This window comes from Nocardia cyriacigeorgica NBRC 100375, assembly GCF_000308555.1.
GTDB classification, from domain to species: Bacteria; Actinomycetota; Actinomycetes; order Mycobacteriales; family Mycobacteriaceae; genus Nocardia; species Nocardia cyriacigeorgica.
Map to the genome: position 1 here is coordinate 1 of NZ_BAFY01000234.1, position 19,280 is coordinate 19,280.

Annotated in this window: 18 protein-coding genes and 1 pseudogene; 6 read left to right on the top strand and 13 right to left on the bottom strand. The window is 67.9% G+C overall.

Annotation, left to right across the window (positions count from 1 at the left end; all coding sequences use genetic code 11):
* The coding region (locus tag RJ05_RS23955; protein ID WP_036540868.1) for an NAD(P)-dependent oxidoreductase at positions 1-359 on the bottom strand (359 nt) is incomplete at its 3' end.
* Positions 360-519: 160 nt separating this feature from the next.
* A complete protein-coding gene (locus RJ05_RS23960; RefSeq protein WP_051016854.1) occupies positions 520-1,710 on the bottom strand; it encodes a KasA/KasB family beta-ketoacyl-ACP synthase in 1,191 nt (396 codons plus the stop codon).
* 90 nt (positions 1,711-1,800) lie between these two features.
* Between RJ05_RS23960 and RJ05_RS23965 the strand changes: the two genes are divergently transcribed.
* From RJ05_RS23965 to thiD, 3 genes are all read left to right on the top strand, one after another.
* Positions 1,801-2,358 (top strand): TetR/AcrR family transcriptional regulator, encoded by a 558-nt coding sequence (locus tag RJ05_RS23965; RefSeq protein WP_036540874.1) that lies wholly within the window; start codon positions 1,801-1,803, stop codon positions 2,356-2,358.
* 45 nt (positions 2,359-2,403) lie between these two features.
* Positions 2,404-2,922, top strand: coding sequence for a nitroreductase/quinone reductase family protein (locus RJ05_RS23970; protein ID WP_036540876.1), 519 nt, complete (start codon positions 2,404-2,406; stop codon positions 2,920-2,922).
* A 135-nt stretch (positions 2,923-3,057) separates the two neighbouring features.
* A complete protein-coding gene (thiD, locus tag RJ05_RS23975; protein WP_036540879.1) occupies positions 3,058-3,912 on the top strand; it encodes a bifunctional hydroxymethylpyrimidine kinase/phosphomethylpyrimidine kinase in 855 nt (284 codons plus the stop codon).
* 135 nt (positions 3,913-4,047) lie between these two features.
* Here thiD and RJ05_RS23980 read toward each other — a convergent pair whose 3' ends face one another.
* Positions 4,048-4,782, bottom strand: a complete 735-nt coding sequence (locus tag RJ05_RS23980) for a TetR/AcrR family transcriptional regulator (RefSeq protein ID WP_249040533.1) — start codon at positions 4,780-4,782, stop codon at positions 4,048-4,050.
* Positions 4,783-4,937: 155 nt separating this feature from the next.
* Here RJ05_RS23980 and RJ05_RS23985 point away from each other — a divergent pair, with 155 nt between their 5' ends.
* Positions 4,938-5,729, top strand: a complete 792-nt coding sequence (locus RJ05_RS23985) for a phosphatidylethanolamine N-methyltransferase family domain-containing protein (protein ID WP_036540881.1) — start codon at positions 4,938-4,940, stop codon at positions 5,727-5,729.
* 319 nt (positions 5,730-6,048) lie between these two features.
* Entirely contained in the window at positions 6,049-6,387 is a 339-nt protein-coding gene (cutA, locus tag RJ05_RS23995; RefSeq protein ID WP_036540886.1) for a divalent-cation tolerance protein CutA, read from the top strand.
* A gap of 82 nt (positions 6,388-6,469) precedes the next feature.
* Here the strand turns inward: cutA and RJ05_RS24000 are convergent, their stop codons facing one another.
* The 8 genes from RJ05_RS24000 to RJ05_RS24035 all read right to left on the bottom strand — a co-directional run bounded on the left by RJ05_RS24000 (position 6,470) and on the right by RJ05_RS24035 (position 17,554).
* A complete protein-coding gene (locus tag RJ05_RS24000) occupies positions 6,470-8,206 on the bottom strand; it encodes an FAD-dependent oxidoreductase (RefSeq protein WP_036540889.1) in 1,737 nt (578 codons plus the stop codon).
* A 95-nt stretch (positions 8,207-8,301) separates the two neighbouring features.
* Positions 8,302-8,961, bottom strand: coding sequence for a TetR/AcrR family transcriptional regulator (locus RJ05_RS24005; RefSeq protein ID WP_036540891.1), 660 nt, complete (start codon positions 8,959-8,961; stop codon positions 8,302-8,304).
* A 4-nt stretch (positions 8,962-8,965) separates the two neighbouring features.
* Positions 8,966-9,748, bottom strand: coding sequence for an enoyl-CoA hydratase family protein (locus tag RJ05_RS24010; RefSeq protein WP_036540893.1), 783 nt, complete (start codon positions 9,746-9,748; stop codon positions 8,966-8,968).
* A gap of 11 nt (positions 9,749-9,759) precedes the next feature.
* Positions 9,760-10,920, bottom strand: coding sequence for an acyl-CoA dehydrogenase family protein (locus RJ05_RS24015; protein WP_014353367.1), 1,161 nt, complete (start codon positions 10,918-10,920; stop codon positions 9,760-9,762).
* Between the two features lie 80 nt (positions 10,921-11,000).
* Positions 11,001-13,001, bottom strand: a complete 2,001-nt coding sequence (locus RJ05_RS24020) for an acetyl/propionyl/methylcrotonyl-CoA carboxylase subunit alpha (protein ID WP_249040532.1) — start codon at positions 12,999-13,001, stop codon at positions 11,001-11,003.
* An 11-nt stretch (positions 13,002-13,012) separates the two neighbouring features.
* Positions 13,013-14,611, bottom strand: a complete 1,599-nt coding sequence (locus RJ05_RS24025; protein WP_036540897.1) for an acyl-CoA carboxylase subunit beta — start codon at positions 14,609-14,611, stop codon at positions 13,013-13,015.
* Positions 14,608-15,756: an acyl-CoA dehydrogenase family protein gene (locus RJ05_RS24030; RefSeq protein WP_036540899.1), complete on the bottom strand. Its 1,149-nt coding sequence runs from the start codon at positions 15,754-15,756 to the stop codon at positions 14,608-14,610. Before RJ05_RS24030 ends, RJ05_RS24025 begins: the two co-directional genes overlap by 4 nt.
* An 82-nt stretch (positions 15,757-15,838) precedes the next feature.
* A complete protein-coding gene (locus tag RJ05_RS24035; protein WP_036540901.1) occupies positions 15,839-17,554 on the bottom strand; it encodes an acyclic terpene utilization AtuA family protein in 1,716 nt (571 codons plus the stop codon).
* Positions 17,555-17,800: 246 nt separating this feature from the next.
* Here RJ05_RS24035 and RJ05_RS31720 point away from each other — a divergent pair, with 246 nt between their 5' ends.
* Positions 17,801-17,956, top strand: coding sequence for a CG2302 family histidine operon protein (locus tag RJ05_RS31720; protein ID WP_014353372.1), 156 nt, complete (start codon positions 17,801-17,803; stop codon positions 17,954-17,956).
* Here RJ05_RS31720 and RJ05_RS24040 read toward each other — a convergent pair whose 3' ends face one another.
* Both RJ05_RS24040 and RJ05_RS31500 read right to left on the bottom strand, forming a co-directional pair.
* The gene (locus tag RJ05_RS24040) at positions 17,957-18,721 is read right to left on the bottom strand and encodes an adenylate/guanylate cyclase domain-containing protein (RefSeq protein ID WP_036540910.1); all 765 of its coding nucleotides are present in this window, start codon (positions 18,719-18,721) and stop codon (positions 17,957-17,959) included.
* Positions 18,722-19,062: 341 nt separating this feature from the next.
* A pseudogene (locus RJ05_RS31500) lies at positions 19,063-19,280 on the bottom strand (ABC transporter permease); the annotation flags it as partial.

Consider the following 19,280-nt stretch of genomic DNA (forward strand, 5'->3'; position numbering starts at 1 on the left):
TACTTCCACAGGAAGTTCAGGTTGTCCCTGCTGTCGCCGACGCCGAGGGTGGACTGGCAGATCAGCCGCTTGACGCCGTTGCGCCTCATCGCCTCGATGACGGTGCGCGTCCCCTCGGCCCGCACCACGCCCTTGCGGCCGTTGCCGAGGCAGATCAGCACCGCCTCCTGTCCCGCCACGGCGCCGTCGACGGCGGCCGGGTCCAGCACGTCACCCTCGAGTACCCGCAGATTGTCGTTGGTGGTTGGCACCCGGCTCGCGTCGCGGGTGAGGATGGTGACCTCGTGGCCCTGCCGCAGGGCCCGTTCGAGGACGTGGCGACCGAGGGTTCCGGTGGCTCCGAAGAACGCGATTCGCATGGTGTTCTCCTGAATTCTCGAAAGCTGTTGTTTCGTTGGTGAATCCAGTACAACGCGGTCAGGCGAGGTGTTCCATGGCCTGCGGTCTCACAAACATAAGCGGTCGTCTCATCCGGACATCATGGCCGGTCGGCCACGTCTGCGCCGCGATTGACGGCACTCAGACCCGGCCGAGCGCGAGCGCGACATTGTGCCCGCCGAAGCCGAACGAATTGGTGAGCGCGTAGTCGATCCGCTGCGGACGCGGCGCGCCGGCGACGATATCGAGGTCGACGTCCGGGTTCTCCAGATTGAGCGTCGGCGGCACGACCTGTTCGCGCAGCGTGAGGGCGGTGATGACGGTCTCCAAGGCGCCGACCGCGCCGATGGAATGGCCGAGGGCCGATTTCGGAGCGTAGATGGAGGCGGTCGGCGTGACCGCGGTGATCGCATTGGCCTCGGACGCGTCCCCGATCGAGGTCGACGTGGCGTGGGCGTTGACATGCTGGATATCCGAAACCGCCAGTCCCGCAGCGCTGATCGCCTTGCGCATCGCACGCGCGGCACCGTTGCCCTCGGGTTCGGAGGCAACGATGTGGTAGGCGTCGGAAGTGATGCCCGCACCGAGCACACGCGCGTGCAGGTTCGCACCCCTGGCCCGAGCGTGCCGCTCGGATTCGAGCACGACCAGCGCACCCGCTTCACCGAAGACGAACCCGTCACGATCCCGGTCGAACGGCCGCGACGCCCGTTCGGGCTCGTCGTTGCGGGTGCTCATGGCCCGCATCATGGCGAAACTCGCGATCGGCACCGCGTGGATATGGCCCTCGACGCCGCCGGCGACGACCACGTCGGCCTCGCCCGCCCGGATCAACCGCCAGGCATGGGCGATCGCCTCCGAACCCGACGAACAAGCCGATACCGGAGCGTACACCCCTGCCCTGGCGCCGATTTCGAGACTCACCGCAGCGGCCGGGCCATTCGGCATGACCATCGGCACGGTCATCGGTGCGACCTTTCGATAACCGCCCGCGCGCATCGCGTCGACCGCGTCGATCAGGGCGTCACCGCCACCGAGCCCGGTGCCGATGACGACCGCGAGCCGCTCGCCGTCCACCTCCGGCGCCCCCGCCGCCCGCCACACGCGGCGGCCGAGCACCAGCGCCAGCTGCTCTACATACGAATGCCTGCGCTGCTCGACTCTGGTCAGTTCGCCGGCCGGGTCCTCGGTCAGTTTGCCGCCGATCCGGACCGGGAGTCCCGCGGCGAAGTCGTCGTCCAGCGGACCGATGCCGGTGCGGCCGCGCAGCAGCTCCGACCAGGTCGCGTCCATATCGGCGGCCAGCGAGGTGGTGGCCGCGTAGGCCGTCATGACCACGCCGTCCGTCGGCACCGGAGTTTCTGAAGCGACTGTTACATTCACGAGGACATGGATACCTGTAGCACTCGCTACAGTCAACCCATGGCCCGCCCACTCGACCACGCCAAACGCACCGAACTCCTGGCCGCCGTGGTGCGGTATATCGCCGAGCACGGACTGGCCGACCTGTCCCTGCGCCCGCTCGCCGCCGAGCTCGGCACCAGCTCGCGAATGCTCATCTACTACTTCGAGACCAAGGAGAATCTGCTGGTCCAGGCCCTGGCGACACAGCGGCCCGACATCGCGGCGTTCTTCGCCGGCGTCACCGATGTGGCCACCCTGCGCGAGCGGCTGTGGGATTTCTGGGTCGCGAACAGCTCCGGCGAGGGCGTCACCAGCGTCAAGGTGATGATGCAGGTGCTCGGCGCGGCGTGCGCACCGCACGGGCCGTACGCCGGCTACGCCCAGGCGGCTATCGCCACCTTCGTGCGGAGTCTGGCGGCGGGCTTGCGGCACATCGACACCGTCGACGATCCCGAAGTCGTTGCCACCCTGTTGATCTCCGGGCTGCGCGGCATCCTGCAAGACCGGCTCATCACCGGCGACGCCGACCGCACCGACCGAGCGGCCCGCCACCTGATCGACCAGACCGTGCGCTGAGTTCGGCGCGCCGTTTCTGTCGGTACCCACTGCCATACTCCCGGCATGACGGAATCCGGCAGCTCCGCAGACACCAGCAAGACCACCTCCTACGACGACCCGGACGCCCCCTGGAACAAGGAGTACTCCCCCGAGGAAATAGCCACCTGGAACGACGACATCATCCGCGAATTCCGGGCGAACAATGGCACAGTCGGCGGCGACTACGCAGGCTCGACCCTCCTGATCCTCACCACCACCGGCGCCAAATCCGGCCGCCCCCACACCGTCGTCCTTGGCGCCCTCTACCGCGGCGACACCCTCTACGTCAGCTCCTTCATGGAAGACCGCTACCCCGCCTGGTATCACAACATCCGCGCCAACCCCGAAGTCACCGTAGAACTGGGCCCCACCACCTACCGAGCCACCGCCGAAGCCCTCACCGGCGCCCGCTACGAAGAATTCGCCGCCTGGGCGCTCCGCGAAAACCCGCTCCTGGCCGACTACCAGTCGAAGGTGGCTAAGCCGCTGCCAATCGTCGTGCTGACCCTGGGCGAGGCGATCGAATCGGGTAAGTCCGAATAGTCGGGCTCGTGCCGCGCGAAGCCGCAGCTCTTCCCGATACCTCGACAGCGGTGCACGCAGGCAGCTGCCGCACCGCTCGTCTCACCGCCAGGTGCTTGCAGATTGCCGAACCAGCACCCCCGATAAGGTGGGCGGGTGGAATTGCTGCCCTTGGTACCCAGTGGTCGGACGCCGGTTCGGGCGCTCACTATTGCCGGAACGGACTCCGGGGGTGGGGCCGGGATTCAGGCGGATTCGCGGACCATGGCGTTGTGCGGGGTGCACGCGTGTGTGGCGGTGGCGGCGGTGACGGTGCAGAACTCGGTGGGGGTGAGCGGGTTCCACGAGATTCCGCCGCAGATCGTGGCCGATCAGGTGCGATCGGTGGTCGGGGATATCGGGGTGGGGGCGGCGAAGACGGGGATGCTGGCGTCGACGGCGATCATCGAGGCGGTGGCGGAGGTCTGCCGGGAGGTCGGGATCGGGCGGGATGGGGAGATTCCGCTGGTGGTCGACCCGGTGGCGGCCTCGATGCACGGTGATCCACTGCTGCACGAAGAGGCGCTGGACGCGGTGCGCAATACCTTGTTCCCGATCGCCACGATCGTCACGCCGAACCTCGACGAAGTGCGACTGATCAGCGGCGTCGAGGTGATCGACGACGCCGGTGCCCGCCGGGCCGCCGAAGCCCTGCACGCGTTCGGGCCGCGCTGGGTGGTGGTCAAGGGCGGGCATCTGCGGTCGTCGGAGAACAGCACCGACCTGCTCTTCGACGGCGAGCGGTTCCTCGAATTCACCGCGCCCCGCATCCACACCGGCAACGACCACGGCGGCGGCGACACCCTCGCCGCGGCCCTGGCCTGCGCACTCGCGCACGGCTACTCGGTGCCCGACGCGTTCGAATTCGCCAAGGAATGGACCCGCCGCTGCCTGGAGGCTTCCTACGACCTGGGCAAAGGCCATGGACCGGTGTCGCCGCTGTGGCGATTGGAGTCCACGGGCCTGTCGTGACCCGTTTTTGTCGGTGGGTCGGCGCATACTGAGGTCGTCGCGAAAGCACCGTTGGCCTCAAAGGCGCGGCACAGCGAGAACAGCGTGGTTCGAGTGCACGCGGCACAGTTGGTCCGGCTGCGGGGTTGGGTTCGCTCAGTCCGCTGTGAAGGCGAGGTGCAATGGCTGTTCGGCATCGATGGTGAATCCGCTGAGCCTGGCATCCGCGCAGGCCAGAGCCGACACCATCTCGGTGAGGTAGGCGACGAAACGCTCCACGGGCATCGGGTCCTCCCGGAGGTTGGCACCGAGCCACCAGTCCGTCGCCGAAGCCACCGCACCGAAAACCGAATAGATCACCAGCTCGACCCCCTTCGGGTCGATCGGGCGCTCGGCCACCGATCCCACGAACAGATCGGCCACCTGCCTGGCCGCCTGCCGTGCCGATTGCAGCGAACGCGGCGACTCCGCTGAACTGTCCCGACGCTGGGCGAAATGCCCGTTCAAGATGAACCGGAAAACGTTCGGATGCTGGGTCACCACCGCCACGTATTCGCTCGCGCCGCGCCGAATCAGTTCGCGCACCGGATCATTGGTGAGATCCACCCCGTCGACGATCCGCTCCCACAGCAGATCCCGCATCCGATCCACGATCGCGTCGTACAGATCGGCTTTATCCGCGAAATGCCGGTAGAGCTTGGGTTTCGCCGCGCCCGCTGCCTTCGCGATCTCCCCCATACTCACCTCGGGGCCGAAGGTGCCCAACGCCTCGAATGCCGCGTCGACGAACTCCGCCCGCACCTTGACCCGGTGCTCGCGCCACCGCTCGGTCCGCGCATCGACGCGTCGCCCAGGAACGTCTCTTACCCCCTGGCCCGCGCGTCTCACCACAACCGGGATGGTACTCACCAGCAGATCACCCGCCTGACCTGCCCGCCACACGTCGCAGGCCACACTCACCCTCGACAGAAATTAGAACTTGTTCTAGTTTGAGACCTGCCGGCGGATTCCGCCCGCAGCGCCGCCCCCGAACACCGAGGACCTCGATGGATTGGTACACCGGTAACACCGCGTATGACACCGTGCTGACGATCGCGTTCGCCTTCGCGGCGTTCGTCATCGTCGGCGGCCTGTTCATGCAGAGCCCGTACGGGCGATTCGCGTCGACGAATATCGGGTTCAACCTCAATCCGAAGCTCGGCTGGTGGTTGATGGAGCTTCCCGCCACCGTCGTGTTCGCGGTGTTCTATCTGGCCGGGCCGAACCGTTTCGAGCCGACGTCGATGGTGCTGGCGGGAATCTGGCTGCTGCACTACGCCAATCGCGGCTGGTTCTTCCCGCTGTCCATCCGGCAGGTGCCAGGCAAACGCAGCAGTTTCAATGTTTCCGTGCTGGCAGCGGGCGTATTCGTCACCGCGATGCACGGCTATTTGAACGGGTCCTTCTTCAGCCAGGACTACCTGAATCAGTACGGGACCGAATGGTTGACCGATCCGCGTTTCCTCATCGGCGTCGTGGTGTATCTCGGCGGGTTCACGCTACTGGTCCGGTCCGAATGGACCGTGCGCAATCTGCGAGACAAGGACGACCCGGGAGCCACCGAGTATCGCATTCCGCACGGCGGCGGATTCCGATTCGTCAGCAGCCCAGCCTATCTCGGCGAACTGATCGCCTGGGCCGGCTTCGCGCTGCTCACCTGGTCATTGGCCGGTGTCGTGATCTTCCTGATCACCGCGGGCAACCTGGTACCCCGAGCCTTCGCCACGCATCGGTGGTATCGAGAGAAGTTCGCGGACTATCCGAAGGATCGAAAAGCCCTGGTGCCGTACCTGGTATGAGCCGCAGCCGGGGACCAGGAAGATCGGTGACCCCGATCGTTCAGCCGCGGCGACTCACGAGACCGCACGGCGTCGCGGTGTCGGTGGTCAGCGATCCACCGGCGAACGCGTAGCTGTCGATGCCGCAGTCACGCAGCGCGATGTCCAGGGCGTCGCCGTGAACGCCGGCGTCGTGATCTCGAGGTCGCAGCCTCGCCCCGGTCCTGACCGCCCCATATGAATGGGGACCCAAGCGCAGCGAGCGCGCGGGGATCGCGATCGGCTTGTCGATCGATAACGCGGATCGCCGGTCTCGACACGCCTGAGGGACAATGCCGGAATGTCCGAGGAAATCGTTGATGTCTCGATCACCGCGAACGATCCGGAATGGCTGGCCGAGTTCACCCGGAATCTGATCACCGATCGGCTGGCCGCGTGCGGCAACATCATCTCCGGGGTGCGGTCGATCTATCGGTGGAACGATGCCGTGCATGCCAATGGCGAGAACCTGGTGATCCTGCATACCCGGCGGTCGCTGGTGGGCGCGATCATCGAGCGCGCCGACGCCGAGCACGCCGATGAGACGCCGCAGGTGCTCGCCGTTCCGGTGGTGCAGGCGCATCCGGGATACCGGCAGTGGGTGCTGGATTCGACGCTCGAGACGACATTGCTGGCGTAGCGGATCGGGGCGGCACACCCGGCGCGGTTCCCCACGCCGGGGTTGTCGCGGCTCGGCGGCCGACGCTGGGCGTACCGAGTGATCAGGCCCCCACTTCGCCCCGTTCGGGCGTGGGTTGCGGTCCGAACCCGACGATCGGCAGGCGCAAGGCCGCGGGAGCGTGAGGCGGGACGACGGGTTCGCGGGGCGGCACCGGCGGGATGCGGCGGTGCGGGGTGCCCATGGGCGGGCGGGTGTCCTGCTCGCCCTTGTTCGGCCAGAGGGCGGCGGCGCGTTCGGCTTGGGCGACGATGGTGAGCGACGGGTTGACGCCGAGATTGGCGGAGATGGCGGCGCCGTCGACGATGCTCAAGGTCGGATAACCGTAGACGCGGTGGTAGGAGTCGATGACGCCGTGGTCGGGGTCGGCGCCGATGGCGCAGCCGCCGATGAAGTGGGCGGTCATCGGGACGTCGAACAGGTCCGGCCAGGTGCTGCCCGCGGTGGCGCCGAGCTTCTCGGCGACGCGTCGGGTGGCTTCGTGGCCCGCGGGGATCCACGTCGGGTTGGGTTCGCCGTAGCCCTGTTTGCTGGCGAATTTGCGGCCGAACAGCCCGCGCTTGGTGTAGGTGGTGATCGAATTGTCCAGCGACTGCATGACCAGCAGGATCAGCGTGCGTTCGCTCCATTGACGGGTGCGCAGCAGGCGCACGGTGCGGATCGGCTGTTTCAACGCCACCGGCAGCACCCGCACCCACGGTGGGATCCGGTGGCCGCCGTCGATGAGGTAGGTCTGCAACAGCCCCATCGCATTGGAGCCCTTGCCGTAGCGCACGGGTTCGACGTGGGTATCGGGCGTGGGGTGGAATGACGAGGTGATGGCGACGCCGCGGGTGATGTCCATCTCCGGATCGACCTCGGTGCGGCCGGCACCGAGGATGGCCTCGGAATTGGTGCGAGTCAGCACGCCGAGACGCTTCGACAGCTCCGGCATGACCCCGGTGTCGCGCATCTTGAACAGCAGCCGCTGGGTACCCCAGGTCCCGGCGGCCAGCACCACCCGGCCGGCCCGGAAGGTGCGGCGGCCACGGCGAGCCCAGGAACCGGTGCGGTGGGTGTCGACCAGCCACGTGCCATCGGCCTGCGGGCGGATCGCGGTGACCGTCGTCATCGGATGTACTTGCGCCCCCGCCTTTTCGGCGAGGCCCAGGTAATTCTTGACCAGGGTGTTCTTGGCGCCGTGGCGGCAACCGCTCATGCATTCACCGCATTCGATGCAGCCGGTGCGGTCCGGTCCGACACCACCGAAGTACGGGTCGGGCACGGTTTTGCCCGGCTCGCCGAAATACACCCCGACCGGCGTAGGCACGAAGGTCTCGCCCACGCCCATATCGGTGGCGACCGCCCGGATGACGTCGTCGGCGGGCGTCATATGCGGGTTGCGCACCACGCCGAGCATTCTGGTCGCCTGCTCGTAGAACGGGCTCAGCTCGTCATCCCAGTCGGTGATGTCGGCCCACTGCCGGTCGGCGAAGAATGCGGGACCGGGTTTGTACAGCGTGTTCGCGTAATTCAGCGATCCGCCGCCGACACCCGCGCCGGCGAGAATGAAGCAGTCGCGCAGCCGGTGAATGCGCTGAATGCCGTAGCAGCCGAGCCTGGGCGCCCACAGGTATTTGCGCATATCCCAGTTCGTCGCCGCGAACTCGTCATCGGCGAATCGCCGCCCGGCTTCGAGCACCGCGACCCGATAACCCTTTTCCGTCAGCCGCAGCGCCGACACGCTGCCACCGAACCCGGAACCGACGATCACCACGTCGACATCGAGTTCCCCGCTCATCTGCCACCTCCGCGGCCGACGTTAACAGCCGTGGACGTGCGGTTACCCGACTTTGTGCAGTATCGGAAACCACGCATGCCGCAGACTCCGACACGTCACAATTCCGAGCATCCCGTGCTGTTCGCGCCGACTCCGCGGCGCCTACCGCCGTTCTCCAAGGCCGCGTGCAACGTCACCGCCCACTGGTGGACGATCTGCTTACGCCGGGCGGAGTCGTCGGTCAGCACGTCGGCGAGACCCAGGCCGCGGGCCATGTCGAGGGTGGCCTGGACGAGGTGGTGGGCTACCGGGTCCGCGTCGTCGACGCCGAGTGCTTCGACGGCGCGGCGATGCGATACCCGGCCGAAGCGGGCCTCCAGGGGGACGATGCGTTCGCGCAGTGCCGGGTCGGCGGCGGCGTGGGTCCACACCTGCAACGCCGCTTTGAACAGCGGGCTGGTGTAGGACTCCACCAGGCCCGCCACCACGGCCTCGGTCCGCCCGACACCGACGGCGGTGGCGGCGACGGTTTCCGCCTCCGCCTTCGCCTGCTCGGTCCTGGTGTCGAACATGTACTCGAGTGCCGCGGTGATCAGGTCTTCCCTGGTGGGGAAATGGTGCTGGGCGGCCCCGCGCGACACCCCGGCGCGTTCGGCGACGACGGCCACCGTCGCGGCCGCCCAGCCCATCTCGGCCAGGCAGTCGATGGTCGCCTCGAGCAGCCGCTGCCGGGTGGCCCGGCTGCGGTCCTGCTTCGGTTCATGGGGTGTCGCCATGGGCCTATTGTGCCCAGCTGGGCGGGCGCTTCTGCAGGAAGGCCGTCATGCCTTCGATCACCTCGGGGGTGCCGAAGAAGCTGCCGGAGCGTTGCGCGAGTTCCTCGGCCTCGGCGTCGAATCCGGCCAGTAATGCCGCGTTGACCAGCTTCTTCGATTCCGCCAGCCCCTGCGGAGAGCCTTTGCGCAGCTCACCGCACAGCCGCTTGACCTCGGCCGCCGGGTCGTCGGCGGCGATGGTGATGAGCCCGATCTCCTGCGCGACCGCAGTGTCGAATTTCTCACCGGTGAGGTAGTAGCGACCGGCGGCGCGCTGGTTCAGCCGCGGCAGCAGGGTCAGCGAGATCATGAACGGCGCCATGCCGATCCGCACCTCGGTGAGCGCGAAACTGCTCGATGGTCCGGCCACCACCAGATCGCAGGCCGCGATGATGCCCATGCCGCCCGCCCGCACGTTGCCGTCGATCTGCGCGATCACCGGCTTGGGTGCGGCGACCAGCCCGCGCAACACATCGATCATCTGACGGGTGCGCTGATCGGCCGCGGTGGCGGGGTCGGAGTTCGCGGCCTCGCTCAGATCCGCGCCGGCGCAGAAGGTGTTGCCGGTGTGGGTGAGCACGATGCCGCGTACCGCGGGATCGGTGACGGCGTTGTCCATACCGGCCAGCAGTTCGCGAACCAGCATGGACGACAGGGCATTCCGGTTGTGTGGTGAGTCGAAGGTCAGTGTGGCGAACCCGTCGACCACCTCGTAGCGCACGAACGGCGCGTCGGTTGTCTCGGTCATGATTCCCCGGCTCAGTAGGACTTCGGCAGGCCAAGCGAATGCTGGGCGACGAAGTTGAGGATCATTTCCCGGCTCACCGGCGCGATCCGCGCGATACGCGCGGCACCGAGCATGGCGGCCAGGCCGTATTCGCTGGTGAGACCGGCGCCGCCGTGGGTCTGGATGGCTTGGTCGAGGGCCTTGATGCTGGCTTCGCCCGCAGCGTATTTGGCCATGTTCGCGGCCTCGGCGGCGCCCATCTCATCGCCGGCGTCATAGAGGGTCGCGGCCTTCTGCATCATCAGCTTGGCCTGCTCGAGTTCGATCTTCACCTGCGCCAGCGGGTGCGCGATGCCCTGGTGCGCGCCGATCGGCGTCTTCCAGACGGTGCGCTCCTTGGCGTATTCCACCGCCCGGTCGATGGCGTAGCGGCCCATGCCGACAGCCATCGCGGCACCCATGATGCGCTCGGGGTTCAGGCCCGCGAACAGCTGCATGAGCGCGGCGTCCTCCTTGCCGACCAGTGCGCTGGCGGGCAGCCGGACGTCGTCGAGGAACAGCGTGAACTGGTGGTCGGGCTCGATGATGTCCATCTCCTGCGGCGTCTTCTGGAAGCCGGGAGCGTCGGTCGGGACGATGAACAGGGCCGGCTTGAGCTTGCCGGTCTTGTGGTCCTCGGTACGGGACACGATCAGCACGGCCTCGGCCTGATCGACGCCGGAAATGAAGATCTTGCGGCCGTTGAGGATCCAGTCGTCACCGTCGCGGCGGGCGGTGGTGGTGATCTGGTGCGAGTTGGAGCCGGCATCGGGTTCGGTGATGCCGAAGACCATCTTGCCGCTGCCGTCGGAGAGCTTGGGCAGCCAGGCCGCCTTCTGCTCGTCGGTGCCGTATTTGGTGATGATGGTGCCGCAGATGGCCGGGGAGACCACCATCAGCAGCAGGCCCGCGCCCTGGGCGGCCAGTTCCTCCATCACCAGGGCCAGCTCGTACATACCCGCGCCACCGCCGCCGTACTCCTCCGGCAGGTTGACGCCGAGGAAGCCGAGTTTGCCCGCCTCGGCCCACAGCTCGTCGAGCGGCTCGTTCGCGCGCGCCTTCGGCAGCACGTAGTCGCGGTAGTTGTATTTCGCGGCGAGCGCGGCGACGGCGGCCCGCAGTTCCTTGCGCTCGTCGGATTCGATGAAGCTCATTGCCTACTCCTGTGTCCAATTGGTCATGACCAGGGGCCCTCCATGGTGACGCTTCGCTGCCGCCTCCGGGCCTGACCTGGTCATGACGGATCTTCCGAGGGCTCGTCCACCACAGCGAGCACCGCGCCGACCTCGACCTGCTGGCCGACGGTCACATTGAGTTCGGTCAGTACACCGGTAGCGGGGGCGACGATGGTGTGTTCCATCTTCATCGCCTCCAGCCACAGCACCGGCTGTCCTTGTTCGACCTGATCGCCGACGGCGGCGCCGAGCCGGATGACGCTGCCGGGCATCGGCGCGAGCAGCGAGCCCGCCGCGACCTGATCGGCCGGGTCGGTGAAGCGCGGCAACCGGCGCACCGCGACCGGGCCGAGCGGGGAGTCGACGCAGACGAGATCGCGGTAGCGGGAGATCTCGAACTGCCTGCGCACGGGCCCGCGTTCGCCGGGCACGCTCAGCACGACGCGTTCGGGAGTGAGGTCGATCAGCTCCAGGCCGTCGTGGCCGTCGACCTGCACGCCGGTGCGGGTGAACCGGTAGCGCACCTCGTGGGTCCCGCTGACGCGGCTCTCATACGACTTGGTCTGCGGTGCGGACGCGAGATTGCGCCAGCCGCTGGGGATTCCACCATCCACCCGGGCCGCGCGGCGATTCGCCGCCGAGTCGGCCAGCGCCGCTGCGACGATCGACAACGCCTCATCGGCTTCGCTGGTCAACGGCGCCGAGAGCGCATCGAGACCGTGCGTGTCGAAGAACGCGGTGTCGGTGTCGCCGGCCAGGAATGCCGGATGCCGCAGCACCCGCACCAGCAGATCGCGGTTGGTGACCAGGCCGTGCACCTTGGCCCGCTGCAAGGCGGTGGCCAGCAGATGCGCGGCCTCGGCGCGGGTCTCGGCGTAGGAGATGACCTTGGCCAGCATCGGGTCGTAATGCACACCGACCACCGAACCGTCGACCACACCGGTGTCCAGGCGAACGCCCGGCTGTTCCAGGACCGTGAATTCGCCTGCGGTGAACGGGATATCGAGCTTGTGCACCGGACCGCTCTGCGGCTGCCAATCGTGCGCCGGGTCCTCGGCGTAGAGCCGGACCTCGATCGAATGCCCGCGCTTGGCCGGCTGCACCGGCGGCAGCGGCAGCCCGGAGGCCACCTGCAACTGCAACCGCACCAGGTCGAGTCCGGTGGTCTGTTCGGTGACCGGATGCTCCACCTGGAGACGGGTGTTCATCTCCAGGAAGAAGAAATCGCCCTTCTCATCGGCCAGGAATTCGACGGTGCCCGCACCCTCGTAACCGATGGCCTCGGCGGCCAGCCGCGCCGCCTCGAACAGCCGGTCTCGCATGCCGTCGATCTTCTCCACCAGCGGCGACGGCGCTTCCTCGACGACCTTCTGATGACGACGCTGGATCGAGCATTCCCGCTCGCCCACCGCCCAGGTGGTGCCGGCGGTATCGCACATGACCTGGACCTCGATGTGCCGTCCGGTCTCCAGATACCGCTCGCAGAACACCGTCGGATCGCCGAAGGCCGATTCGGCCTCGCGCCGCGCCGCCTCGATCTGGCCGGGCAGCTCGCTCAGCTCACGCACCACGCGCATACCGCGGCCACCACCACCGGCGGAGGCCTTGATCAGCACCGGCAGATGGTCGTCGGTGACCTCGGCCGGATCCAGTTCGGCCAGTACCGGCACACCGGCGGCGTCCATCATCTTCTTGGACTCGACCTTGGAGCCCATCTGCTCGATGGCGGCCACCGGCGGACCGATCCACACCAGACCGGCAGCCTGCACGGCGCGCGCGAATTCGGCGTTCTCGGAAAGGAATCCGTAGCCCGGGTGGATCGCGTCGGCGCCCGCCGACAGTGCCGCCTCGATGATCAGCTCACCGCGCAGATAGGTCTCGCCGGGCGTATTGCCGGGCAGCCGGATGGCGGCATCGGCCTCGGCGACATGTGGGGAGGCCGCGTCGGCGTCGGAGTAGACCGCAGTGGTGGCGATGCCCATGCGACGGCAGGTGGCGAACACCCGGCGCGCGATCTCACCGCGGTTGGCGACCAGGACATTGGTAATGGCTGTAGGCACGACCGTCCGCCTCACATTCGGAAGACGCCGAAGCCCTCGGCGCCCTGGATCGGGGCTGAATGAATGGCCGACAACGCCATTCCCAGCACGGTGCGGGTATCACGCGGGTCGATGATGCCGTCGTCGTAGATGCGCCCGGACAGGAACATCGGCAGCGATTCGGCCTCGATCTGCGCCTCCACCATCGCGCTCATGGCGGCGGCACCGTCCTCGTCGAAGGTCAGGCCCTTGGCCTGGGCGGCGGCCCGCTGCACGATGGTGATCACGCCCGCCAGCTGCGCACCGCCCATGACGGCGGATTTCGCGCTCGGCCAGGCGAACAGGAAACGCGGGTTGAACGCGCGCCCGCACATGCCGTAGTGGCCCGCGCCGTAGGAGGCGCCGATCAGCAGCGAGATGTGCGGCACCTTCGAGTTCGACACGGCGTTGATCATCATCGAGCCGTGCTTGATGATGCCGCCCTGCTCGTACTCCTTGCCGACCATGTAGCCGGTGGTGTTGTGCAGGAACAACAGTGGCGTGTTGGACCGGTTGGCCAGCTGGATGAACTGGGTGGCCTTCTGCGATTCCTCGGAGAACAGCACGCCGCGCGCGTTGGCGAGGATGCCGATCGGGTAGCCGTGCAGTTCGGCCCAGCCGGTGACCAGGCTGGAACCGTACATCGGCTTGAACTCGTCGAAGTCCGAGCCGTCGACGATGCGGGCGATCACCTCGCGCGGATCGAACGGGATCTTCAGATCCGAGGGCACGATGCCGAGCAGTTCCTCGGGGTCGTACAGCGGCGAGATGACCTCGCTGCGCGGCTGCGGGCCCTGCTTTTTCCAGTTCAACCGGCGCACGATGGCGCGGCCGAGACGGATCGCGTCCTGTTCGTCGGCGGCGAAGTAGTCGGCCAGACCCGAGACGCGGGCGTGCATTTCGGCGCCGCCGAGGGATTCGTCGTCGGACTCCTCACCGGTGGCCATCTTCACCAGCGGCGGGCCGCCGAGGAAGACCTTGGCGCCCTCCTTGACCATCACCACGTAGTCGGACATGCCGGGGATGTAGGCACCGCCGGCGGTGGAGTTGCCGAACACCAGTGAGATCGTCGGGATGCCCGCCGCCGAGGCCTGGGTGAGGTCGCGGAACATCGCGCCACCCGGGATGAAGACTTCCTTCTGCGTCGGCAGATCGGCGCCGCCGGATTCCACCAGCGAGATCACCGGCAGCCGGTTCTGCTTGACGATCTCGTTGATGCGCAACGTCTTACGCAGCGTCCACGGGTTCGAGGTACCGCCGCGCACGGTCGGATCCGGCGCCACGATCATGCATTCGACGCCCTCGACCACGCCGATACCGGCGATGGTCGACGCGCCGACCTGGAACTCACTGCCCCACGCGGCCAGCGGGCATAGCTCCAGGAACGGCGAATCCTCATCCAGCAGCAGTTCGATGCGCTCGCGCGCGGTGAGCTTGCCGCGCTTGTGATGCCGGGCCACCTTGTCCGGCCCGCCACCGGCGATGGCCTTGGCGAATTCGGCCTCGAGTTCGGCGAGCTTGCCGGTCATGGCCTCCGCGGCCGCGGCGTATTCCGGCGACGACGGATCGAGGGTGGAACGGAAGGTCGTCACGACTGGTACCCCAATACTTTCGACGCCAGCATGGTCAGGATTTCGTTGGTGCCACCGCCGATGCCGAGGATGCGGACATCGCGATAGATGCGTTCGATCTCGGATTCGCGCATGTAACCCATGCCGCCGTGCAGCTGAACGCCCTGGTTGGCCACCCATTCGGCGGTCTCGACGGCGGTGTTCTTGGCGAAGCACACCTCGGCGATCAGGCCCTGCTCACCGGCCGCGTGACGTTCGACCAGCGCGCGGGTGTAGACCCGGGCCAGGTCGACGCGGCGGTGCATCTCGGTGAGCGTCATCTGCACCGACTGGCGGCTGATCAGCGGGCGGCCGAAGGTCTCGCGGTTACGGCACCATTCCAGGGTCAGGTCGAGCGCGCGCTGGGCCTGTGCGTAGGCCTGCACCGCCAGACCGACCCGCTCGCTGACGAACGCGGTGGCGATCTGGGCGAATCCGGTGTTCTCCGCGCCGACCAGGTTCTCCACCGGCACCCGCACGTCCTCGTAGGACAGTTCGGCGGTGTCGGAGGCCAGCCAGCCCATCTTCTCGAGCTTGCGCGCCACCGTGAAGCCCGGCGTATCGGTGGGCACGATGATCAGCGAGACACCTGCCGCACCCGGGCCGCCGGTGCGCACCGCGGTGACCACGAAGTCGGCGCGGCAGGCCGAGGTGATGAAGGTCTTGGCGCCATTGATGAGGTAGTGGTCGCCGTCGCGCACCGCCGACGTGGTCAGATGGCCGACGTCGGAGCCGCCGCCGGGTTCGGTGATGGCCAGCGAACCGATCAGGTCACCGGCCAGCGTCGGGCGCACCCAGCGATCGATCTGCTCGGCGTTGCCGGAGGCGATGATGTGCGGCAACGCGATCCCGCAGGTCATCAATGAGGCCCAGGCACCACCGGAGGCGCCGGCCTGGTGGAACTCCTCACCGAGGATCACCGCGTCGATGGCATTGCCGCCGGACCCGCCCACCGACTCCGGGACGTCGATGCCGAGCAGGCCGAGTTCACCGGCCTTCTTGTGCAGTTCCCGCGGCAGCTCACCGGCCCGCTCCCAGGCGTCGAGATCGGGCAGGATCTCCCGCTCGACGAACCGGCGCACCGTGCTGCGCAGTTCCTGACGTTCCGGCGTATCCCACACACTCATCGGGCGTCCTCCTGTGTTCGATTAAGCCATGACCGGGCGCCCTGCGTGGTTACGCAAGCTGCCTCCTCCGGGCGCTGACCGCTCATGGCAGAAGTTCGGTCGGAATATCGATATGACGGGACCGAAGCCATTCGCCGAGCCCCTTGGCCTGCGGATCGAAACGGGCCTGATAGGCCACGCCCTTGCCGAGCAGACCGGAGATGATGAAGTTCAGCGCCCGCAGGTTCGGCAGCACATGCCGGGTGACCTCGAGCGAAGCGGTTTCCGGCAACAGTTCGCGCAACCGCTCGACGGTGAGCGTGTGCACCAGCCAGCGCCACTGCTCCTCGGTGCGCACCCAGACGCCGATATTGGCGTCGCCGCCCTTGTCGCCGCTGCGGGCCAAGGCGATGGTGCCCAGCGGGGCGCGCCGAGTGTCGTTGCCCGCCAGGGGTTCCGGAAGCGCCGGGGTGGGAACCGGCTCGAGCGCGCGGGTGTCGGCGGCCTGCGCGATATCGACGCGGGTGCCGTCGGCGAACACCGCCACGTGCGGCACCTCGCTCGCATCGACGAAGCCCGGCGTGTACACCCCGTAGGGCGAGCCATTGCCCGGCAGCGTGGTGAAGCTGCACCCCGGGTAGCTGGCCAGCGCGAGTTCCACGGCGACGCTGGAGAAGGCCCGGCCCACCTTGTTCGGATCCGGATCACGCACCACGCACCGCAGCAGGGCGCTGGCCTGCTCCTCGGTGTCGGCGTCCGGGCGGTCCAGCCGAGCCAGCGTCCAGTCGAGTTCGGCGGGGCGCACGGTGAGCCAGGACTCCAGCTGACGTTGCGCCAGTTCGGCTTTCGCTTCGATATCGAGTCCGGTGAGCACGAACTCCATCTCGTTGCGGAACCCGCCGAGGGTGTTGAGCGAGACCTTCAACTGCGGCGGCGGCGCCTCACCGGTCACGCCGCTGATCAGCACTCTGTCGGCGCCCTCCGGCTCGACCCGGATGGTGTCGAGCCGGGTGGTCACGTCGGGGCCGGCGTAGCGGGCGCCTTGGATCTCGTACATGAGCTGGGCCTGGACCGTGTCGACGGTGACCGCGCCGCCGGTGCCCGGATGCTTGGTGATGACGCTGCTGCCGTCGCGGCGGATTTCGGCGATCGGGAACCCGGGACGGCCGAGGTCTTCGAGTTCGGTGAAGAAGGCGTAGTTGCCGCCGGTGGCCTGGGTACTGCATTCGATGACGTGCCCGGCCACCACCGCGCCCGCGAGCCGGTCGTAATCGGTGCGTTCCCAGCCGAAGTGCGCGGCCGCCGGGCCGACGATCACCGAGGCGTCGGTGACCCGTCCGGTGACGACGATGTCGGCGCCGGAATTCAGGCATTCCACGATGCCCCACGCGCCGAGATAGGCGTTGGCGGTGAGCGGGGAGCCCAGCTCGAGTTCGGCGGCGCGACCGGACAGATCGTCGCCCTCGACATGCGCGATCTTGGCCTCGAGGCCCAGCTCGGCGGCTACCTTGCGGAGTTTCTCGGCCAAGCCCGCCGGGTTGAGCCCGCCCGCGTTGGTGACGATCTGGACATTGCGTTCCAGCGCAAACCCGAGGCATTCCTCGATCTGCTTGACGAAGGTTTTCGCGTAGCCGAGGCCAGGGTCCTTCATCCGGTCCCGGCCGAGGATCAGCATGGTGAGTTCGGCGAGGTAGTCACCGGTCAGCACGTCGAGCGGGCCGCCTTCGAGCATCTCGCGCATCGCGCTCAACCGGTCGCCGTAGAACCCGGAACAGTTGCCGATCCGGATGACGTCCGGATCGTCGGCCAGCCTACTCATCAGCGGGTATGCCTCCTGTCGCGGTGGATCGGGCCGTCGCTGTGATCGCGGGCCACCGCCACGGCGCCCGGAATCCGCGTACGTCACCCAGCATCACAGCCGGTCCGGAAAAAATCAAGCTTGCGTGCTTGTTAATGGAGAGCTATCGTCCGCGGCGAATCGTCGCAGGCGAGAAGGGCGGCCCGCGGCCCGGGCCGGACAGGCCCAGCTGCGACCACGCAACCCTCGGACGGCACAATCGGCACCATGTCCTCCGATGTCGCCGTCGTCTTCCTCTTCGCTCTCGCCGGATTCCTCATCGGCGGGGCCTACACAACCTGGAAGACAGCCCGCCCACTCGCCATCGCGCTGGGTGTGTGCGCGGTACTGGCGGCAGTCGGCGCCGTCGTCTGGTTGATCTGATCAGTTCCTCGTCAGCCGGAAGATGCGCAGGTCGTCGGGCACGCCGCTCAATGGCGCGGCGAACATCCCCCGCCGATACGGCTTGACGGTGTACCCGAGTTCCTCGAGCACCCCCGGCGAGACCGAGCGCAGCGTGGCCTCCGACAGCATGGTGCGGCCGTTGCCGCCCGCCTCCATCACCCGGGCCGCGATGGTGACATCGACGCCGAGCCAGTCGCCGCCGATTTCCCGCGGCGTGCCGGTGTGCAGGCCGACCCGCATCTGCGGTGTGTAGCCGTCCACGCTGACCTGCGACAATGCCCGTTTGGCCGCGACCGTGGCCGTCACCGCCGCGTCGGCGGTCGGGAATACCGCCATCACGCCGTCACCCATGCGTTTGACCACCTGACCGCCCCGCTCGGCGATCGGCGGTTCGATGGCCTTGGCCACCCGGCGCAGCAGTTCGAGCGTGGCCTCGTCACCGGCGGACAGCGACCACTTCGAGAACGACACCAGGTCGGTGAACATGACGGTGACTTCCTGGCTGCCGCGGCCGCGGCCCACCCGCTCCAAGGCCGCCTGCCACACCTGCAGGGCGCCGAAACCGATCTCGCGCGCCGCGCTCGGACGAGGGCCGACGAACTTTTCCGCCGCACGAGCGACCGCGCGCGGGCCGCCCGGCCCCGAGACCGAGAGCGGATCACCGAAGGACGGGTCGCCGGGCAGCTGTTCGCGGGCCTTGCGCAGCACGCCGATCACGTCCGGGCGCTGGTTGGCCGCCGTCATCAGGGCCGCGATCGCGCGCGGCCGGGGGCGACGGGAGGACCCGGCTTCCACCGGGGAATCGACCGCGCCGGGGTCGGCGCCGTTCGCTTCCGGTTCCGGTCCGGACACCGCACCGCCGGAAGGTGTTCTGCTCACGCCCCGAGGGTATCCCAGCCGAGCCGGCGCCGGTGACGGCGATAAACGGCACCGGCCCGGTGCGAAAGTTCGCACCGGGCCGGAAAGTACCGCACCGTCCGCCGGGCAGTGGCGGACGGTGCGAGGGGTGCGGACCTCCCGACAAGGTCTGCTACCCACAACCCGAGTGGCGAGGGAGGGCTACTCGGGTAGTCCATATATTCGGGCTAGGCGTCGCGCTGGTTCACCGCGAACAGCGAAGCTCCGAACACGATCGCGACGAAGGCGACGAAGTAGAGCAGACTGCCCCACACGCCCCAGTGCCAGTTGCCGACCGGCTCTTCGACCGCGAGGAAGCGGTTGGCGTTGGCGAAGGGCAGGAACGGGGTCACATTGCGGCCGAAGCTGCCGAAGGCGCCCAGCAGCGGCTCGATGAGCAGCGACC

Excerpts from the sequence above, each read along its gene's own strand:
- RJ05_RS23960 (WP_051016854.1), bottom strand. The coding sequence starts at position 1,710 with ATGACGGCCTACGCGGCCACCACCTCGCTGGCCGCCGATATGGACGCG.
- RJ05_RS23965 (WP_036540874.1), top strand. The coding sequence starts at position 1,801 with ATGGCCCGCCCACTCGACCACGCCAAACGCACCGAACTCCTGGCCGCC.
- RJ05_RS23970 (WP_036540876.1), top strand. The coding sequence starts at position 2,404 with ATGACGGAATCCGGCAGCTCCGCAGACACCAGCAAGACCACCTCCTAC.
- RJ05_RS23985 (WP_036540881.1), top strand. The coding sequence starts at position 4,938 with ATGGATTGGTACACCGGTAACACCGCGTATGACACCGTGCTGACGATC.
- cutA (WP_036540886.1), top strand. The coding sequence starts at position 6,049 with ATGTCCGAGGAAATCGTTGATGTCTCGATCACCGCGAACGATCCGGAA.
- RJ05_RS24000 (WP_036540889.1), bottom strand. The coding sequence starts at position 8,206 with ATGAGCGGGGAACTCGATGTCGACGTGGTGATCGTCGGTTCCGGGTTC.
- RJ05_RS24005 (WP_036540891.1), bottom strand. The coding sequence starts at position 8,961 with ATGGCGACACCCCATGAACCGAAGCAGGACCGCAGCCGGGCCACCCGG.
- RJ05_RS24010 (WP_036540893.1), bottom strand. The coding sequence starts at position 9,748 with ATGACCGAGACAACCGACGCGCCGTTCGTGCGCTACGAGGTGGTCGAC.
- RJ05_RS24015 (WP_014353367.1), bottom strand. The coding sequence starts at position 10,920 with ATGAGCTTCATCGAATCCGACGAGCGCAAGGAACTGCGGGCCGCCGTC.
- RJ05_RS24030 (WP_036540899.1), bottom strand. The coding sequence starts at position 15,756 with ATGAGTGTGTGGGATACGCCGGAACGTCAGGAACTGCGCAGCACGGTG.
- RJ05_RS24035 (WP_036540901.1), bottom strand. The coding sequence starts at position 17,554 with ATGAGTAGGCTGGCCGACGATCCGGACGTCATCCGGATCGGCAACTGT.
- RJ05_RS31720 (WP_014353372.1), top strand. The coding sequence starts at position 17,801 with ATGTCCTCCGATGTCGCCGTCGTCTTCCTCTTCGCTCTCGCCGGATTC.
- RJ05_RS24040 (WP_036540910.1), bottom strand. The coding sequence starts at position 18,721 with ATGACGGCGGCCAACCAGCGCCCGGACGTGATCGGCGTGCTGCGCAAG.